A 15,549-nucleotide genomic window follows, 5' to 3' on the forward strand; every position below is an offset into this window, starting at 1 on the left:
CGGACCTCACCATGGGTGAAGCACTGCGAGTACTGGTCGCCGACGACAACGACATGGATCGCATGCTGTTGTCTCAGATCGTGCGGAAAGCCGGCTATCAGGTCGACTCGGCAGTCGATGGGCTGGATGCCCTGAAGAAATTCGATGCCTGCCGGCCGCAACTGGTGCTGCTCGACGCCCTGATGCCGGGTCTGGATGGATTTGAGGTTGCCCGGGAGATCAGGACCCGGGGGGGTGATGATTTCGTACCGATCATCTTTCTCACTTCGCTGACCGAAGCCGATGAACTGGCGCGCTGCGTGGAAGCTGGCGGCGACGACTTTCTCTCGAAGCCGTACAACAAAGTGATTCTCAAAGCCAAGCTGGATGCGCTCGAGCGGATGCGTTCGATGCATGCCACCATGCAGCAGCAGCGGGACGAGATCACCCGACATCACGCCTATCTGGTGCAGGAACAGGAGGCGGCCAAGGCCGTTTTCGACAACGTTGCGCATACCGGCAGTCTGGATGCGCCCTACATCAAACATCTGATCTCGCCGCTGGCGGTCTTCAACGGTGACGTGCTGCTTGCCGCGCGCAACCCGTCCGGCGACCTCTACCTGCTGCTCGGAGATTTCACCGGTCACGGCCTCACTGCGGCGATCGGCGCGATGCCGCTTGCAGAAATTTTCTACGGCATGACCCAGAAAGGCTTTTCCCCTCAGGAAATCCTGCGGGAGGCGAATCGGAAACTCTACGGCATTCTGCCCCAGGGCTACTTCTGCTGTGCCCTGATGGTGAACTGCAATTTCCGCAAGGAAACAGTGGAGTACTGGAATGGCGGTCTGCCTGCGGCCTGCCTGCTGCGGGCATCCACTGGCGGTGTTGTGCATCTGGAATCGAGTCATCTGCCTCTGGGCATACTGGCAGAAGAGCGTTTCGATGCAGCGACGAGGGTGCTGGAGATGCGGGTAGCTGACCGGCTGCTGTTGTGCACCGACGGCGTGATCGAAGCGGGCAATGCTGCGGGAGAGCAGTTCGGTTTTGAGCGCTTCGATGAGATCGTGCGCGGCACACCCATCGGCGAGAGCGTGTTCGATGAGCTCAAGGATGCCGTCTACCGGCACATGGGCAGCACGGGGAAGCAGGATGACATCACACTGGCGGAGTTCACCATGGTCAGCCCGGCCTGCAGTACTGTTGATGCTGCCGAGAAAGTCGCAGCGATACCTTCAGGATCAGAAGACTGGAGACTCAGCTACGAACTTGGTCCGCGCTCGCTGCGCAGTGCCAGCCCGCTGCCATTACTCCAGCATGTACTGATGGAAGTGCCGCAGCTTCGGCCCCACGCGGGTGAGATCTACACCGTGCTGGCCGAGCTGTATTCGAATGCTCTGGAGCATGGTGTCATGGGTCTGGACTCCCGACTGAAGTCTTCGCCGGAAGGCTTTGCCGACTACTACCGCGCCCGTGCAGACGGACTGCGGAATCTCGAGGGTTACGTGCGTTTCGATTTTTCCTGCCGGATCGAAGGCAGCCGCGGCCGACTGGCGATCCAGGTGGAGGACAGCGGTGCCGGGTTCGACTACTGCAGCCGGGTGGGTGGTACAGACTCGGCGGGTACCGCTTATTTCGGTCGCGGCATACGCCTGCTTGAGCAACTGTGTCAGCAGATCGAGTACAGAGGCAGGGGCAACGAAGTGGAAGTGGTTTTCGAATGGAGTCAGGCCGATGGGTGAGCACCTGGATCCGGAACTGCTGGCAGAACTCGAAGTGATCATGGAAGAGGAATTTCCGACACTGCTCGAAACCTTTCTGGCAGATGCGCAGAAACACTATCAGCAGATCGGCTCGACCTGGCGGAACGACGATCTCGACGGACTGCGTCGCAGCGCACACAGCCTCAAGGGCAGTTCGGCGAATATCGGCGCCGGTGCGCTGGCTGAATTGTGCTCAACCCTAGAAGCACAGGCGCACGCGCGGGAGACCGGGTCGACGGAAGCCTGTATCCGTCTTCTGTCCAGGGAACTCGAGGCGGTGTGCGCCGAGATCAGAACCCGCCTGACAGCCGCCTGAACAACACAACCCCAAGCTGGCCCGCATATTGCTTAACCTGGTTTGATGCTGGATTTCTTCACCATGACCAATACCCCGGTCTCCCTCGGAGATCTGCCCGTAGCTGTGGGATCCGGCCGTACCCAATCCGGTGCAAACGGGTCCAGCAGTCTGTTCGGCGGCCTGTTCGATGCGGCGCGAGCCCTCGGCCAGGGGCAGGAACCGGCGTCCGATGGCGGATCCGCGCCGCAGGCGGGCGCAGTTCTCCCCTCAAAGGACGCTATGGCTGCCGGCTTCGCGGGAATCGAGGGCCTGGATGCATCAGGCTCCGAACCTCCGGCACCTCTGACACTGGAGGATGGTCCGGACCAGTCGGCGCTCACCGACGCGACTTTCGCGCCGCCCGGTGCTGAGCAGGACATCGAGCTGGGAGAGCTCGGCATCACCGCGGAGCTGTCACTCGTCTACCCGAATCTGCCTGCCTCCGCTGGCAGCAGCCTGTCCTGCGGCAACTCCGTGCCGGTTACCGGTCACCGGCTGCCGCCAGCCGGCATGGGAGCGCCGGTGGTGCAACCGGCAGCTGCGATGGTGATCGCGCCCGCAGCCGAGTCGCCGCCTGCTGTGGCGGCGCTCGAGGCACACCCGCCGGTGCCGGCGTCGTCAACGGCAATACAGGCTGCGGGTGTGCCGCTGGCAGCTTCGACTGCGCCGGGCTTTGCTCCCGTGGCAGGATCACTCCCGGGACCAGACGGCATCCCGCTGAGTGCGCAGAGTACGGGGCTCGCGAAAGCGGCAGCCGAAGCGGCAGGACTGGCGGCTGCCGCGGCCCGGGAATCCGCCCGGCCGGTAAGCACCGGGGCAACGTCCGCAGCTGCGGTGAAGGCGGAAGGGACAGAGTCGGCGCCGGCCGCCGTCGCAACCGCAACCCGACCGAGCGCTGTCGAGCCGGCTGCGGAGGGTGCGCGGGCTGCGCAGCCACCGCCGCAGCAATCTGCTGCCGGCAGCACCGTTTCGAGCAGCCCGACACTGTCGGGCGAACTCTCATCCGCCCCGGGTCGGGGGGTCATGGAATCACCCGCTGACACCAGGTCCCCGGGCGGCCGGGGCTCACCTGATCCTTTAGACGCCTACGCGCGGGCGGGACGGGCGAACGCCGGATTGGGTACCGGCGCCTGGGACAATGGCCCGGGTGCGACGCGCAGACTGAGCCGTGCACCCGCGGGTTCCGGTTCGTCGTCCGCTGCGGCGCTGGGCATCGGCACGGCGCTCCGCAGCGGGTCAGTGCTGGACGGCAGTCTGAACGACCGCGCTCTGGCACCCCTGCAGGCGGCATTTGCCACGGCACTGGTGCGACCGGCGGCACCCCGGCCAGGCAGTTCAACGGCGGCCGGTGCGGATTCCGGGCCCGATACGTTGTCCGCCGCAGCGGAAGCATCCGCCGCGGACACTGCAGCAGAAAACGGTCTGAGTTCGACCGCATCCACGTTGCGAACGGCAGAGGGTGGGCTGCGCGCGGAATTCGCGCGTCAGGATCCGGTTCTCGGTGCCCAGGTGGCCGCTCAGATTGCCCGGCAGATTCAGCAGGGCATGGGCAGCAGCAATCTGCACATCAAACTCAATCCTTCGGAACTGGGTCAGGTCGACGTGCAGCTGCGGATGGACGGCGACCGGGTTCATGTGGCGATCACAACGCATCAGAGCGCAACCCGGGATCTGATCGAAACCCATCTTTCGAGCCTGCGTACGGCACTCGAAAATGGCGGACTGTCGCTGGGTGATGTGGATGTCCGGCACAGTTCTCAGGGTGGCCCTGAGGGCGGAGCGCCGGGTGAACGGGGTGTCCTCGCAGGGGCTGGCGCAGCGCAGCGTCGCGGCCGACCCGGGACAGCGGAGGCAGCGGTGGATGCCATCCCCCGTGGACTCGCCACCGAGGGCCCCTCGGGCAGAACCATAGACGCCTTCGTATAGCCCGCACCCGGGCTTCCGAACTTCCGTCCTCCGGCCGCCTGGAACCGTGCATGGCTCGGTCTCGCTGCGCCTCTGCTTTGCGCGCTCCGTGCCGGTTTTCTGACCCGAATCGACAAATTTCAAAACCGTTCTACGCTTGTGTGTATGGCGCCAATTTGTCGACGCCTCAGAGAAACCGAAGCGACGGGATACTGACATGGCAGAAGCGGCCGAAACCCAGACCGAAAGCAAAGGATCAAAGAAAACGCTCATCCTCTTCGGGGTGGCGTTGCTCGTGGCGATTGGCGCCAGCGTAGGGGGCACCATCATGTTTCTGGGCGTTGGCGATGAAACAGCGCCCGAGGCGGCGGTGGCGCCTACGCCCGACAAGGCGATCTATCACAGCCTGCGTCCCGCCTTCATCATCAACTATGTGACCGGCTCGAAGCCGCGCTTTCTCCAGGCTGAGCTCACGGTCATGGCGCGGAACCCCGCCGTCATCGAGGCCATGATCGATCACATGCCACTGGTCCGCAGCAGTATCGTCACCTATCTCACCGATCAGGACTTCTTCGAACTCCAGACCCAGGCCGGGAAAGAATCCCTGCGCGAAGGTATCCGTGCGCTGGTAGATGAACTGCTTCTGCGGGAAGAGCAGATTCAGGGTGTGGAAAGCGTCCTCCTCACCAACTTCGTGCTGCAGTAATCATGGCAGATCGGGAAATACTCTCGCGGGAGGAGATCGAAGCACTGCTCTCCGGTGTGGACCAGGTCGCCTCTTCAGCAGATGCGGCGGAACCGGTTGCGGAAGTTCGCAGCTACGACCTCGCCAGTCAGGATCATGTGGTGGGAGGCAGGCTGCCGACTCTGGAGCTGCTCGGTGAGAAGTTCGCCCGCCAGTTGCGGATCGACATGCAGCAGCTGCTGCGTTACCAGGTCTCGGTCGGTGCCGGTGGTGTGCAGATTCAGAAGTATGGCGAATACGCATCGACACTCTATGTGCCGACCAGTATCAGCGTGGTGCAGTTCAGCCCTCTGAACGGACACGGCCTGGTGGTAATCGATGCCAAGCTGGTGTCGAGGATGGTGGATCAGTACTTCGGTGGTGACGGTAAAAACATTACGGTCGAAGGCCGTGATTTCACACCAACCGAGAAGCGGGTGATCGAAAAAATTCTCGAACTCGTCTTCCGGGATCTCGCGGATGCCTGGTCTGAAGCGCTGCCGGTGACACTCACCACCGTGGGTTCCGAGAGTAATCCTGCGCTGGTGAATCTGTTTTCCGAAGACGAAGTGATGATGGTGAACAGCTATCACATCGAACTGGAGAGCGGAGGCGGTGAGATCCACATCGCACTTCCTTACGCCGCACTGGAACCGCACAAGAGCGTCCTGGATACCTCTGTAAAAGCGGAGGTGAAAGCAAAGGATGAAGCCTGGCGGCCGGCGCTCCAGGCCCGCCTGCTGTGCTGTGAGGTGCCGCTGCGCTGTGAGATCGCCAGTCGATCGCTGCTGCTCAAGGAACTTCTCAGTCTCAAGGTCGGAGATTTCATCAGTGTGGAAATGCCGGAAGTACACCAGGTGTATGCCGGTGAAGTGCCGAGTTTCGCAGCAAAGCTGGGTGAGTCGAAAGGATATCTCGCGCTGGAGTATGTGAGTCGCGAACTGTCGCTCTAGAGGATGCGTTTATGAACGATCAGGTCAAGGATCAGAAAATGGAATCCCAGGAAACGGAAAATCGTATCGCTGCGCCCGCCGGGCGAAGCCAGAACCTGGATGTCGTGCTCGACATACCGGTGCGGTTGTCCATGGAAGTAGGCAGCACCCGGATCAGCATCCGCAAGCTGCTGCAACTGAACAAAGGCGCGGTAGTGGAACTGTCAAGACTCGCTGGAGAACCGCTGGACGTTCTCGTCAACGGCACACTGATCGCCCATGGTGAAGTGGTGGTGGTCAACGACAAACTTGGTATCCGGCTGGTCGATGTAATCAGTCCGGAACAGCGTATCGCGAGCATCAACTGATGGGGATCAGCTGCCAGAGCCGTAGTGACAGCAGTGCTGCGAAGGCTCAGTTGAGCCGGACGGGTGTGTGCTGATGGACGTCGGCAATCTCGCACAGGTGGCTCTGGCACTCGCCTTCATCGTGGTGCTGGTGATCGGCCTGGGCTTTGCAATGCGCCGGATCAACGGGGCGCGCCTGCGGGCGGGTGGAGACATCGAGGTGGTTGCCTCGACATTTCTCGGTCCCAAGGAGCGGATTGTGCTGCTCAAAGTCCAGGATCGTCGGGTGCTGGTCGGTATCAGCGCCCAGACCATGACGGCGCTCGGAGAATTTCCCGACAGGAACGACGACGGCAAGGGGTTTGCTGCGGTACTGCAGGAGGCGTCTCGATGATGCGGTTCTCACTGGGACTGGTGTGCCTTCTGCTGATGCTGAGTGCACCTGACGCACTGGCCGCTGTGGACATCCCGGCGCTGACGGTGACGGCGAACAGCGATGGCACAGAAGCCTATGGGGTGAGCCTGCAGATCCTCGCGCTCATGACCATGCTCACGCTGCTGCCGTCCTTCGTGATCATGCTTACCGCCTTCACCCGGATCATCATCGTCTTCGCCATTCTGCGACAGGCCATCGGCATGCAGACCACGCCTTCGAATCAGATCCTGGTCGGCCTGGCGCTGTTTCTGACCATATTCGTGATGATGCCCGTGCTGAAGGAAGTCAACGAAGTCGCCGTGCAGCCCTATCTTACGGAAGAGGTTGCCCCCTTTGATGCCATGCTGGAGGCTGCGGAGCCATTCAAGCGCTTCATGCTGGCCCAGACCCGGGAAGCGGATCTGGACATGTTTGTGCGGATCTCGGAACACGAACCCGTGGATGATCCCGAAGCCGTGGATTTCTTCGTGCTGGTGCCTGCGTTCATGACCAGTGAGCTGAAAACGGCGTTTCAGATCGGCTTCATGCTCTTCATTCCGTTTCTGGTCATCGACATGGTTGTGGCGAGCGTGCTGATGTCCATGGGTATGATGATGCTGTCTCCGCTGATCGTCTCACTGCCTTTCAAGATCATGCTGTTCGTGCTGGTGGATGGCTGGGTGATGATCATGGGCACACTGGCCAGCAGTTTCGGGGGCATCCTGTGACACCGGGTGATGTCCTCCATCTGTTTGGCGATGCTCTCTATCTGGTCGTGATCATGGTCGCGGTGATCGTGGTCCCGAGCCTGCTTGTCGGCCTGGCCGTGTCTGTCTTTCAGGCGGCTACCCAGATCAATGAGCAGACGCTGAGCTTCCTGCCGAGGCTGCTGGCCACCCTGATCACCATCATGGTGGCGGGGCCCTGGCTGCTCGGCCAGCTCACGGATCTGTTTGAAAGACTGTTTGTGTCCATTCCGGGACTGCTTGGGTGATTCATGTACCTGCCGATGGACACCTACATCGAAGGCTTCTCCCAGGTTTTCTGGAGTTTTCTGCGCATCGGCGCTTTTCTCATGGTGGTGCCCATTTTCGGCAATCAGCTGGTGCCCCCCCGGGTGCGGGTCGCCATGGCACTGGCCATTGCGATCTGTGTGAGTCAACTGCTCACCCCCATGCCGACGGTCACCGTGGCCTTCAGCACACTGGCCGATGTGGTACTGCAGCTGTTTGTCGGCATAGGGCTTGGTTTCGCCACCATGGTTTTCTTCCAGACCTTCGTGGTTGCCGGGCAGTTCATCGCCATGCAGATGGGTCTCGGCTTTGCTGCCATGGTGGATCCCGGCAACGGTGTGCAGGTCACTGTGCTGTCCCAGTTCTTTCTGATGATGGTGACCCTGACCTTTCTGGCCACAGGCGGACATCTGGTACTGCTCGAAGTGCTGATCACCGGATTCAAACTGTTCCCGGTGGGCACAGGGCTGGGTTTCGAAGAGATAGCCATCGCCATCGTCCGTCTGGGTGGCTGGATGCTCATCGGCGGTGTGCTGATCGCGCTGCCGGCGGTGATCTCTCTGCTCATCGTGAATCTCGCGTTCGGTGTGATGAGCCGCAGTGCGCCGCAGCTCAACGTGTTTTCTCTGGGCTTTCCCTTTTCCCTGGTGTTCGGCCTGATCATCGTCTGGTTTTCGCTGCAGGGCTGGATGCCCCAGTTCGATCGCTTTTCCGGAGAATTCCTCGACATCGTCGCCGCCTGGCTGATCTGAGAGGGATGCGCAGGCATGGCTGAAGAACAGCAATCACAGGAACGTACAGAGGAACCGACCAGTCGGAAGCTCTCCAAGGCCCGTGAAGACGGGCAGGTCGCCCGTTCCCGTGAGCTGAATACCGTGGCCCTGGTGATGCTGGGTGCTTTCGGTCTGCTCACCTTCGTGCCCTGGGGTGGTTCCAGGATCATGCGTCTGACCGAATCGATCTTCACCGAAGCTGCGGCACCGGATGCCGTGCTGCTGGATACCCTGGCGACGGCCGCTGTGGAAACCATGCTGACACTTGCCCCCCTGCTGCTCATGGTGTCACTGGCGGGCGTGCTCTCATCGGTTGCCATGGGCGGACTGGTGTTCTCGACCAAGGCGATGGCTTTCAAGGGCAGCCGTATGAGCCCGCTGAAGGGACTCAAGCGGATGTTTTCCGCCAAGTCTCTGGTGGAACTGGGGAAATCGATCGCCAAGTTCGTACTGATCGCCGGTGTGGCGACGCTGACCCTGAGCGTGCTGCTGGAAGATCTGCTGTGGATCGGCGCGCTGCCACTGGAGGCGGCGGTCGGTAAAGGGCTGGAATTCGTCGGTCTGGGCCTGCTGCTGATCGGTTCGTCTCTCGTGGTGGTGGCGCTGATCGATGTGCCGTTTCAGATGCACGAGCACAGCAAGCAGCTGAAGATGACCAAGCAGGAAATCAAGGACGAGATGAAGGACTCCGAGGGCAAGCCCGAAGTCCGTTCCCGTATCCGCCAGCTGCAGCAGGAGATCGCGCGGCGGCGCATGCTCGCCGACATTCCCGATGCGGACGTGGTCATCACCAACCCGACCCACTATGCCGTGGCGATCAGATACGACAGCGGCGAGATGCAGGTGCCGGTGGTGGTGGCCAGGGGTGCCGATCTCATGGCCTTCCGTATCCGGGAGATTGCCGAGAATCACGGCGTTGCGGTGCTGCAGCTGCCGATGCTGGCGCGGGCCGTCTACTTCAACACGGAGATCGGTGAGGAGATTCCGTCGGGTCTGTACGTGGCGGTAGCACGCGTGCTGGCCTACATCTATCAGTTGCGCCAGTTCAAACAGGGTGTCGGGGCTGCGCCGAAACCCCTGGGTGCCATCGACATTCCGGAAGCCTTCCGGACCGCAGAAGAATGAGGAGTAATTCCGGATGAGTAGTCTGGCGCCGCGCATGGGCCCCACAGTGATTTCAGCCAATCTCGGCATACCCCTGCTGCTGCTGCTGCTGCTGGGTCTGATGACGCTGCAGGTTTCACCGCTGATCCTCGATGTCGCCTTCACCTTCAACATCGCTCTGGCGATCGTGGTGCTGCTGGTCAGTGTCTATGCACTGCGTCCCCTGGACTTCGCGACCTTTCCCACCATCCTGCTGATTGCCACACTGCTGCGTCTGGCACTCAACGTCGCCTCGACCCGGGTGGTGCTGCTGGAAGGCCATGCCGGCGGGGACGCTGCGGGTCGGGTGATCGAATCCTTCGGTGAGGTGGTGGTCGGCGGCAACTATGTGGTCGGTCTGGTGGTTTTCGTGATTCTGGTGATCATCAATTTCGTGGTGGTCACCAAGGGCGCCGGCCGGATCTCAGAGGTCAGCGCGCGTTTCACCCTGGATGCGATGCCGGGCAAGCAGATGGCCATCGATGCCGATCTCAATGCCGGCATCATCGATCAGGAGCAGGCGCGTTCCCGTCGCGAGGAGATCGGTCAGGAGGCGGATTTCTACGGTTCGATGGATGGTGCGAGCAAGTTCGTGCGCGGCGATGCGGTGGCGGGAATCCTCATCCTGCTGATCAACATCATCGGCGGGCTTGTCATCGGTATGAGTCAGCACGATCTCAATTTCAGCGAAGCCATGAAGGTCTACACCCTGCTCACGATCGGGGATGGCCTGGTCGCCCAGATTCCTTCGCTGCTGCTGTCTACCGCTGCGGCCATCATGGTCACCCGGGTCAGCGGCGAATCGGATGTCGGTCAGCAGGTGATGAGTCAGCTCTTCACCGATCCCCGGGCGCTGGGTGTCGCCGCCGGTGTGCTGTTCATACTCGGGGTGATTCCGGGTATGCCCCATTTCGTCTTTCTGCTGCTGGCCAGCGGTGCCGGGTTTGCCGCCTGGCGCATCGAGCGGCGCAATCGCCGTGCGGTTGAACCCGCCCGGGACCTGGAGGAAATCGAGGCTCCGAGCCCTGCCATTGAGGTCGGCTGGGACGATGTTTCACCGGTAGATGTGCTGGGACTCGAGGTCGGCTACCGCCTCATTCCGCTGGTGGACAAGCAGCAGGGCGGCGAACTGCTGGGGCGGATTCGCGGCGTGCGCAAAAAGCTCTCCCAGGAACTCGGCTTTCTGGTGCCTTCCGTGCACATTCGCGACAACCTCGATCTGCTGCCGAACAGTTATCGCCTCTCGCTCATGGGTGTGAGTGTGGTGGAAGCAGAGATTTACCCGGGCAGGTTTCTCGCTATCGATCCAGGCGAAGTGTTCGGCCGCATCGACGGTATTGCCACCCGGGATCCGGCGTTTGGACTCGACGCGGTGTGGATCGAGGAGGGCGATCGGGACAACGCCCAGACCCTGGGTTATACGGTGGTCGATGCCAGCACGGTCATCGCCACCCACCTGAACCAGGTGATGCAGGACCATGCGGCGGAACTGCTCGGCCACGATGAAGTGCAGCATCTGCTGGAAATTCTCGCCGAGAATTCCCCGAAGCTTGCCGAGCAGCTGGTGCCGGGCGCCATCAGCCTGTCCGGTCTGCTGCGGGTGCTGCAGAACCTGCTGAACGAAAAAATTCCCATCCGCGACATCCGCACCATTGCGGAAGCCATCGCAGAGGCCGCTCCAGCAGTATCGGACAGCGAAGCACTGACCGCCGTGGTGCGCGTGGCCCTGGCGCGTCTCATCGTGCAGAACGTGTTCGGCGCCAGTGAGACCCTTGAAGTGATCACCCTCGACCCGGATCTGGAGGCGCTGCTCGTGCAGGCCCGCAATCAGGGTGGCGCGGATGCCCCCGTGATCGAACCCGGGCTGGCCGAACGCCTGCAGCGCTCGATCGTCGATGCGGCACAACGCCAGGAGATCAACGGTAAACCGGCCGTGCTGCTGACCGGTGGTGGCGTGCGCCGGCTGCTCGCACGGTTCGTACGCTTTTCAAGGCAGGTGGTGCATGTGCTGGCTTATGAGGAAATTCCTGAGAACCGGCAGATTACCGTCATCGCAACCATTGGTAGAGGGAGCTGAACATGGAACGGCAGACATTCGTCGGACGCAGTCCGAGTGAGGTATTTGCCAAGGTGCGCAAGGCGCTGGGCAAGGATGCTGTGATCCTCGAGCAGATCCGGGAACAGGGTCTGATCCGGGTGACCGCCAGTCGGGACTATCCCGAAGCGACGACCGGCGCCGCCACCGGTGTCACACCGGGCGCCTATACCCAGCGCCTCAAACAGCTCGGCTTTGAGGAGCGCTTCATCCGCGAGCTGCCGGGGGGAGTTCAGAACTGGCAGCAGTTGAGCAATGTGGTTCTGAACCGGATCGCTCTGACCGACACCCGGGCGACCGCGTCCGGCCGCATCCGTCTGGTCGGTGCCCCTGGTGTGGGCAAGACCACCATGATCATCAAACTCATGGCCGAACAGGTTCTGCGCCACGGACCGGCCAGCGGCACGCTGATCAGTACCGACACCCACCGTCTTGCCGGCTGCGAGCAGCTGGCGCTGGCCGCGGAACTGCTCGGTGTGCGCTTCATCGAGTCGCCTCCAGAAGATCTCCAGGAGCGGCTGGCCACCGAGGCGGAGGGAAAACTTGTGCTCATCGATACGGCGGGAGTCAGTTTCGGGCAGCCCCAGCTGCCGGTCGCCGGGTGCGACGATGTTCTGGTGATAGCCGCCACCTGGCAGCCGGGTGCGCTGCGGCGCAACTGGCTGCAGCTGGATAAGCAGCGTCTGGCCGGTGTGGCGATCTCCCAGATCGATCAGGCAGAAACCCTGGGCGCTGTGCTGAGCGTGGTCAGCGACTGGCAGTTGCCCCTGCGCTGGCTGTCCCGGGGACCGGAGCTCTATGACGACCTCGAAGTGGCAACCGGCAAAGCGCTTGCCGAGATTGTCCTCCAGGGAATTGACCGATCCGAAATGAGCACTATGTTTGCTTGAGAGCAGGAAGTTCGCGCATGAGCCAGAACAGTAAGAATCCCATACAGGTTGTCGCATTTACCGGAGGCAAAGGGGGTGTCGGAAAGACCAATGTCTCGGTAAATGTGGGTGTCGCTCTGTCCCGGCTTGGCCGTCGGGTGACGCTGCTCGATGCGGACCTCGGCCTTGCCAATGTGGACGTGCTGCTGGGTCTGAAACCGACGCACACCCTCAAGGATGTGCTCGACGGCCGCTGCGGGTTGCGTGATGTGCTGGTGGAAGGGCCCGCCGGAATTCAGATCGTGCCGTCTGCTTCGGGACTGCAGGAAATGGTGCGGCTCGGACCCATGCAGCACGCCGGTCTGATCCATGCATTCAGTGAAATCGCCCATCGGATGGATGTCCTCATCATCGATACCGCCGCAGGCATCTCCGACGAAGTAGTCAGTTTTCTGTGCGCCGCTCAGGAGATCGTGGTGGTGGTGTGCAACGAACCCACATCGATCACCGACGCCTATGCACTCATCAAGGTGATGAATCAGCGCTACGGTATCCACCGCGCCCGGGTCGTGGTCAACATGGTGCGCTCCGACGAAGACGGCGCAGCGGTTTTCAACAAGCTGAAAAACGTCACTGACCGCTTTCTCGATATCACCCTGCAGCACGCGGGCAGCATCGCCTACGATGATCATCTGCGGCGTGCGGTGCAGAAGCAGAAATCCGTGGTGGAAGCCTATCCCACCTGTCAGGCCAGTCAGGACTTCACCCGTCTCGCTGCCGCCATCGACGCCTGGCCCATTCCTTCCCTCGCTACCGGACACCTCGAGTTCTTCGTGGAACGTCTGGTTGCGGAACCCAGAATGCAGTAATGGGCGAACAGGGCGTTGCCGCATACGCTGCCGCGGGCAGCAAGGACCACCAGCGACTCGGTCACCTGATCGAGCAGCATGCGCAGCTCGTGCGCCGTATTGCTCATCACCTGGCGGCGCGTCTGCCGAGCAGTGTGCAGGTCGAAGACCTGGTGCAGGCCGGCATGCTCGGACTGCTGGAGGCAGGTGCGAAATACGATGGCGCTAAGGGTGCGAGCTTTGAAACCTATGCCGGTATCCGCATCCGCGGTGCCATGCTCGACGAGATCCGCCGGGGAGACTGGGCGCCCCGTTCCGTCCATCGCAAGGCGCGCAAGGTGGCGGAAGCCATCCGCGGCGTGGAGTCCCGTACCGGACGCGAAGCCCAGGACAAGGACGTCGCCGCGGTACTGGGTCTGTCCATGGAGGAGTACTACCGGATCCTCCAGGACGCTGCCGGCTGCCGCCTGTTCAGCTACGACGAACTTTCAGAAAACAGTGAAGCCCCGGAAACCGTGGCGGAGGTTTCCGCCGCGGAAGTCTTCGAAGGAGAAGCCTTCCGTGGCGGACTCGCGGAGGCGATTGCCGGTCTGCCGGAACGTGAAAAGCTCATCCTGTCGCTGTACTACGATGAGGAACTCAACCTCAAGGAAATCGGCGCGGTGATCGGGGTCAGTGAATCCCGGGTCAGCCAGATCCTGAGTCAGACCACGCTGCGGTTGCGCGCCCGGCTGAACGACTGGCTCGGGGCAGAGGACTGATATGGACATACTGGCATTGTTAGGTGTCGTGATCGCATTCGGTGCGGTGATCGGCGGTAATTTTCTCGAAGGCGGTCAGCTCTCCGCACTGATGAATACCCCTGCCGCCATCATCGTCATCGGCGGTACGCTGGGTGCGGTGATGCTGCAGACGCCCTACGCACGATTGCAGCGGGCGCTGCAGCTGCTGCGCTGGGTAGCCTTGCCGCCCCGGCTGGGCCTCGAAGCGAGTATTGCGCGCATGACCGAGTGGAGCCGGACCTCCCGCAAGCAGGGCCTGCTCGGACTGGAAAACGCACTGGATGGGGAACGTGATCCCTTCACCCGCAAAGGGCTGGAAATGGTCATCGACGGCAGTGAACCGCACACCATCCGGCGGGTACTGGAAACAGAGCTGTCGACACGCACGGACTCCGATCTGGCGGCTGCGGCCGTGTACAGGAGCATGGGGGGGTATTCGCCCACCATCGGCATCATCGGCGCGGTGCTCGGACTGATACAGGTGATGGGCAATCTGGCGGATCCGGCCCAGCTTGGCGCCGGTATCGCCACCGCGTTTGTAGCGACCATCTATGGGGTCGGGCTGGCCAACCTGCTGTTTCTGCCGGTCGCAGATCGACTGCGCTCTCTGGTACTGAAACAGGCGGACGCCCGTGCGCTGATCATCGAAGGTCTGCTGGCCGTGGCAGAAGGCGAGCATCCGAATCTCATCGCTTCCCGGCTGGGCGGTTATCTGGAAGCGGCGTGAAACCCCGGCGCGACTACCTCGAAGACGAAGACAACCACGAACGCTGGCTGATTTCCTATTCGGACTTCATCACGCTGCTGTTCGGTTTCTTCGTGGTCATGTATGCCATCTCCTCCGTGAATGAAGGCAAATACCGCATCCTCAGCAGCACACTCGATCAGGCCTTTCACAAGGAATCCCGTGCTCTCGAACCCATTCAGGTGGGGGACCCGCTGCTCGCAGCGTCGCCGCACATCGTCGACATACCGGAGCAGACGGGTTATCGGGATGAAGAGGAGGGCAACACTCATGTTGCGCCCAGCAAACAGGACGTGGCCGACCGGCTGGCCGGCTTCACCGCTGACGACGGTGTGGTGGTGCAGGAAGACAACGACTGGCTGGAAATCAGCCTGGATGCGAATCTCATGTTTGATGCCGGCAGCGCGGGACTGGCGCCGGCGGCCAGAGCCCTGCTTGCGCGCACCGCTTCCTATCTCAAGGATTTCGACAATCCGGTCACGGTGGAGGGCTACACGGACAATGTCCCGGTGCACAGCGCCCGCTATCCTTCCAACTGGGCGCTGTCCGCCGCCAGGGCAGCCATAGTCGCAGACTTCCTTGCCGCGGCGGGTGTGGATCGTAAGCGCCTGGCGGCGGTGGGCTACGGCGAGAACCATGCCCTGCAGACCAATGCCACCCCCGCGGGCAGGGCCAGCAACCGGCGGGTGGTAATCGTGGTTGCCCGGCAGGGTAATCAGCCGCGTAACCTCAATGCCGGTGGTGCCAGTGCGTTTGCCTTTGTGCGTCAGGGTGAACCCGCCGGACTCGATGAATCGATCCGTCAGATCCGCACCGAATCGGGTGGGCTGCTGTTCACCAGCGATTCTCCGGAGGGCGGCTGAACGGAGCGCGGTGTCGTTC

The 15,549-nt window shown here is 61.9% G+C and carries 16 protein-coding genes and 1 pseudogene; all 17 read left to right on the forward strand.

Translation table 11 applies throughout. The features are described 5' to 3' along the window. The first annotated feature begins 11 nt into the window (after window positions 1-11). The 17 genes and pseudogenes from R3E82_04355 (at window position 12) to R3E82_04435 (ending at window position 15,530) form a co-directional block, all read left to right on the forward strand. A complete protein-coding gene (locus R3E82_04355) occupies window positions 12-1,718 on the forward strand; it encodes a fused response regulator/phosphatase (GenBank protein ID MEZ5550098.1) in 1,707 nt (568 codons plus the stop codon). After that, window positions 1,711-2,055 (forward strand): Hpt domain-containing protein, encoded by a 345-nt coding sequence (locus tag R3E82_04360; protein ID MEZ5550099.1) that lies wholly within the window; start codon window positions 1,711-1,713, stop codon window positions 2,053-2,055. Before R3E82_04355 ends, R3E82_04360 begins: the two co-directional genes overlap by 8 nt. A gap of 63 nt (window positions 2,056-2,118) precedes the next feature. Further along, window positions 2,119-4,002, forward strand: a complete 1,884-nt coding sequence (locus R3E82_04365; protein MEZ5550100.1) for a flagellar hook-length control protein FliK — start codon at window positions 2,119-2,121, stop codon at window positions 4,000-4,002. A gap of 196 nt (window positions 4,003-4,198) precedes the next feature. Then, window positions 4,199-4,687, forward strand: a complete 489-nt coding sequence (locus R3E82_04370; GenBank protein MEZ5550101.1) for a flagellar basal body-associated FliL family protein — start codon at window positions 4,199-4,201, stop codon at window positions 4,685-4,687. Between the two features lie 2 nt (window positions 4,688-4,689). Then, complete coding sequence (gene fliM, locus R3E82_04375; GenBank protein MEZ5550102.1) at window positions 4,690-5,658, forward strand: flagellar motor switch protein FliM; 969 nt, start codon at window positions 4,690-4,692, stop codon at window positions 5,656-5,658. 92 nt (window positions 5,659-5,750) lie between these two features. Continuing rightward, window positions 5,751-6,005: pseudogene (gene fliN / locus R3E82_04380) on the forward strand (flagellar motor switch protein FliN). Window positions 6,006-6,078: 73 nt separating this feature from the next. Further along, complete coding sequence (gene fliO / locus R3E82_04385) at window positions 6,079-6,378, forward strand: flagellar biosynthetic protein FliO (protein ID MEZ5550103.1); 300 nt, start codon at window positions 6,079-6,081, stop codon at window positions 6,376-6,378. After that, the gene (fliP, locus tag R3E82_04390) at window positions 6,378-7,127 is read left to right on the forward strand and encodes a flagellar type III secretion system pore protein FliP (GenBank protein MEZ5550104.1); all 750 of its coding nucleotides are present in this window, start codon (window positions 6,378-6,380) and stop codon (window positions 7,125-7,127) included. Before fliO ends, fliP begins: the two co-directional genes overlap by 1 nt. Next, entirely contained in the window at window positions 7,124-7,393 is a 270-nt protein-coding gene (fliQ, locus tag R3E82_04395; protein MEZ5550105.1) for a flagellar biosynthesis protein FliQ, read from the forward strand. The genes fliP and fliQ overlap by 4 nt, the downstream gene beginning before the upstream one ends. 3 nt (window positions 7,394-7,396) lie before the next feature. After that, window positions 7,397-8,164, forward strand: a complete 768-nt coding sequence (fliR, locus tag R3E82_04400) for a flagellar biosynthetic protein FliR (GenBank protein MEZ5550106.1) — start codon at window positions 7,397-7,399, stop codon at window positions 8,162-8,164. 15 nt (window positions 8,165-8,179) lie between these two features. Next, entirely contained in the window at window positions 8,180-9,310 is a 1,131-nt protein-coding gene (gene flhB, locus R3E82_04405) for a flagellar biosynthesis protein FlhB (GenBank protein ID MEZ5550107.1), read from the forward strand. A gap of 13 nt (window positions 9,311-9,323) precedes the next feature. Beyond that, entirely contained in the window at window positions 9,324-11,405 is a 2,082-nt protein-coding gene (flhA, locus tag R3E82_04410) for a flagellar biosynthesis protein FlhA (GenBank protein ID MEZ5550108.1), read from the forward strand. A 2-nt stretch (window positions 11,406-11,407) separates the two neighbouring features. Beyond that, window positions 11,408-12,313 carry a hypothetical protein gene (locus R3E82_04415; GenBank protein ID MEZ5550109.1) on the forward strand — a complete coding sequence of 302 codons (906 nt, stop codon included), beginning with the start codon at window positions 11,408-11,410 and terminating at the stop codon, window positions 12,311-12,313. A 17-nt stretch (window positions 12,314-12,330) separates the two neighbouring features. Then, window positions 12,331-13,161, forward strand: coding sequence for a MinD/ParA family protein (locus R3E82_04420; GenBank protein MEZ5550110.1), 831 nt, complete (start codon window positions 12,331-12,333; stop codon window positions 13,159-13,161). Beyond that, window positions 13,161-13,901: an RNA polymerase sigma factor FliA gene (locus R3E82_04425; protein ID MEZ5550111.1), complete on the forward strand. Its 741-nt coding sequence runs from the start codon at window positions 13,161-13,163 to the stop codon at window positions 13,899-13,901. Before R3E82_04420 ends, R3E82_04425 begins: the two co-directional genes overlap by 1 nt. Before the next feature lies 1 nt (window position 13,902). Beyond that, the gene (locus R3E82_04430; protein ID MEZ5550112.1) at window positions 13,903-14,649 is read left to right on the forward strand and encodes a flagellar motor protein; all 747 of its coding nucleotides are present in this window, start codon (window positions 13,903-13,905) and stop codon (window positions 14,647-14,649) included. After that, window positions 14,646-15,530, forward strand: a complete 885-nt coding sequence (locus R3E82_04435) for an OmpA family protein (protein ID MEZ5550113.1) — start codon at window positions 14,646-14,648, stop codon at window positions 15,528-15,530. Before R3E82_04430 ends, R3E82_04435 begins: the two co-directional genes overlap by 4 nt. The last annotated feature ends 19 nt before the right edge of the window (window positions 15,531-15,549 follow it).

Source organism: Pseudomonadales bacterium (genome assembly GCA_041395945.1).
Classification (GTDB): Bacteria; Pseudomonadota; Gammaproteobacteria; order Pseudomonadales; family Azotimanducaceae; genus SZUA-309.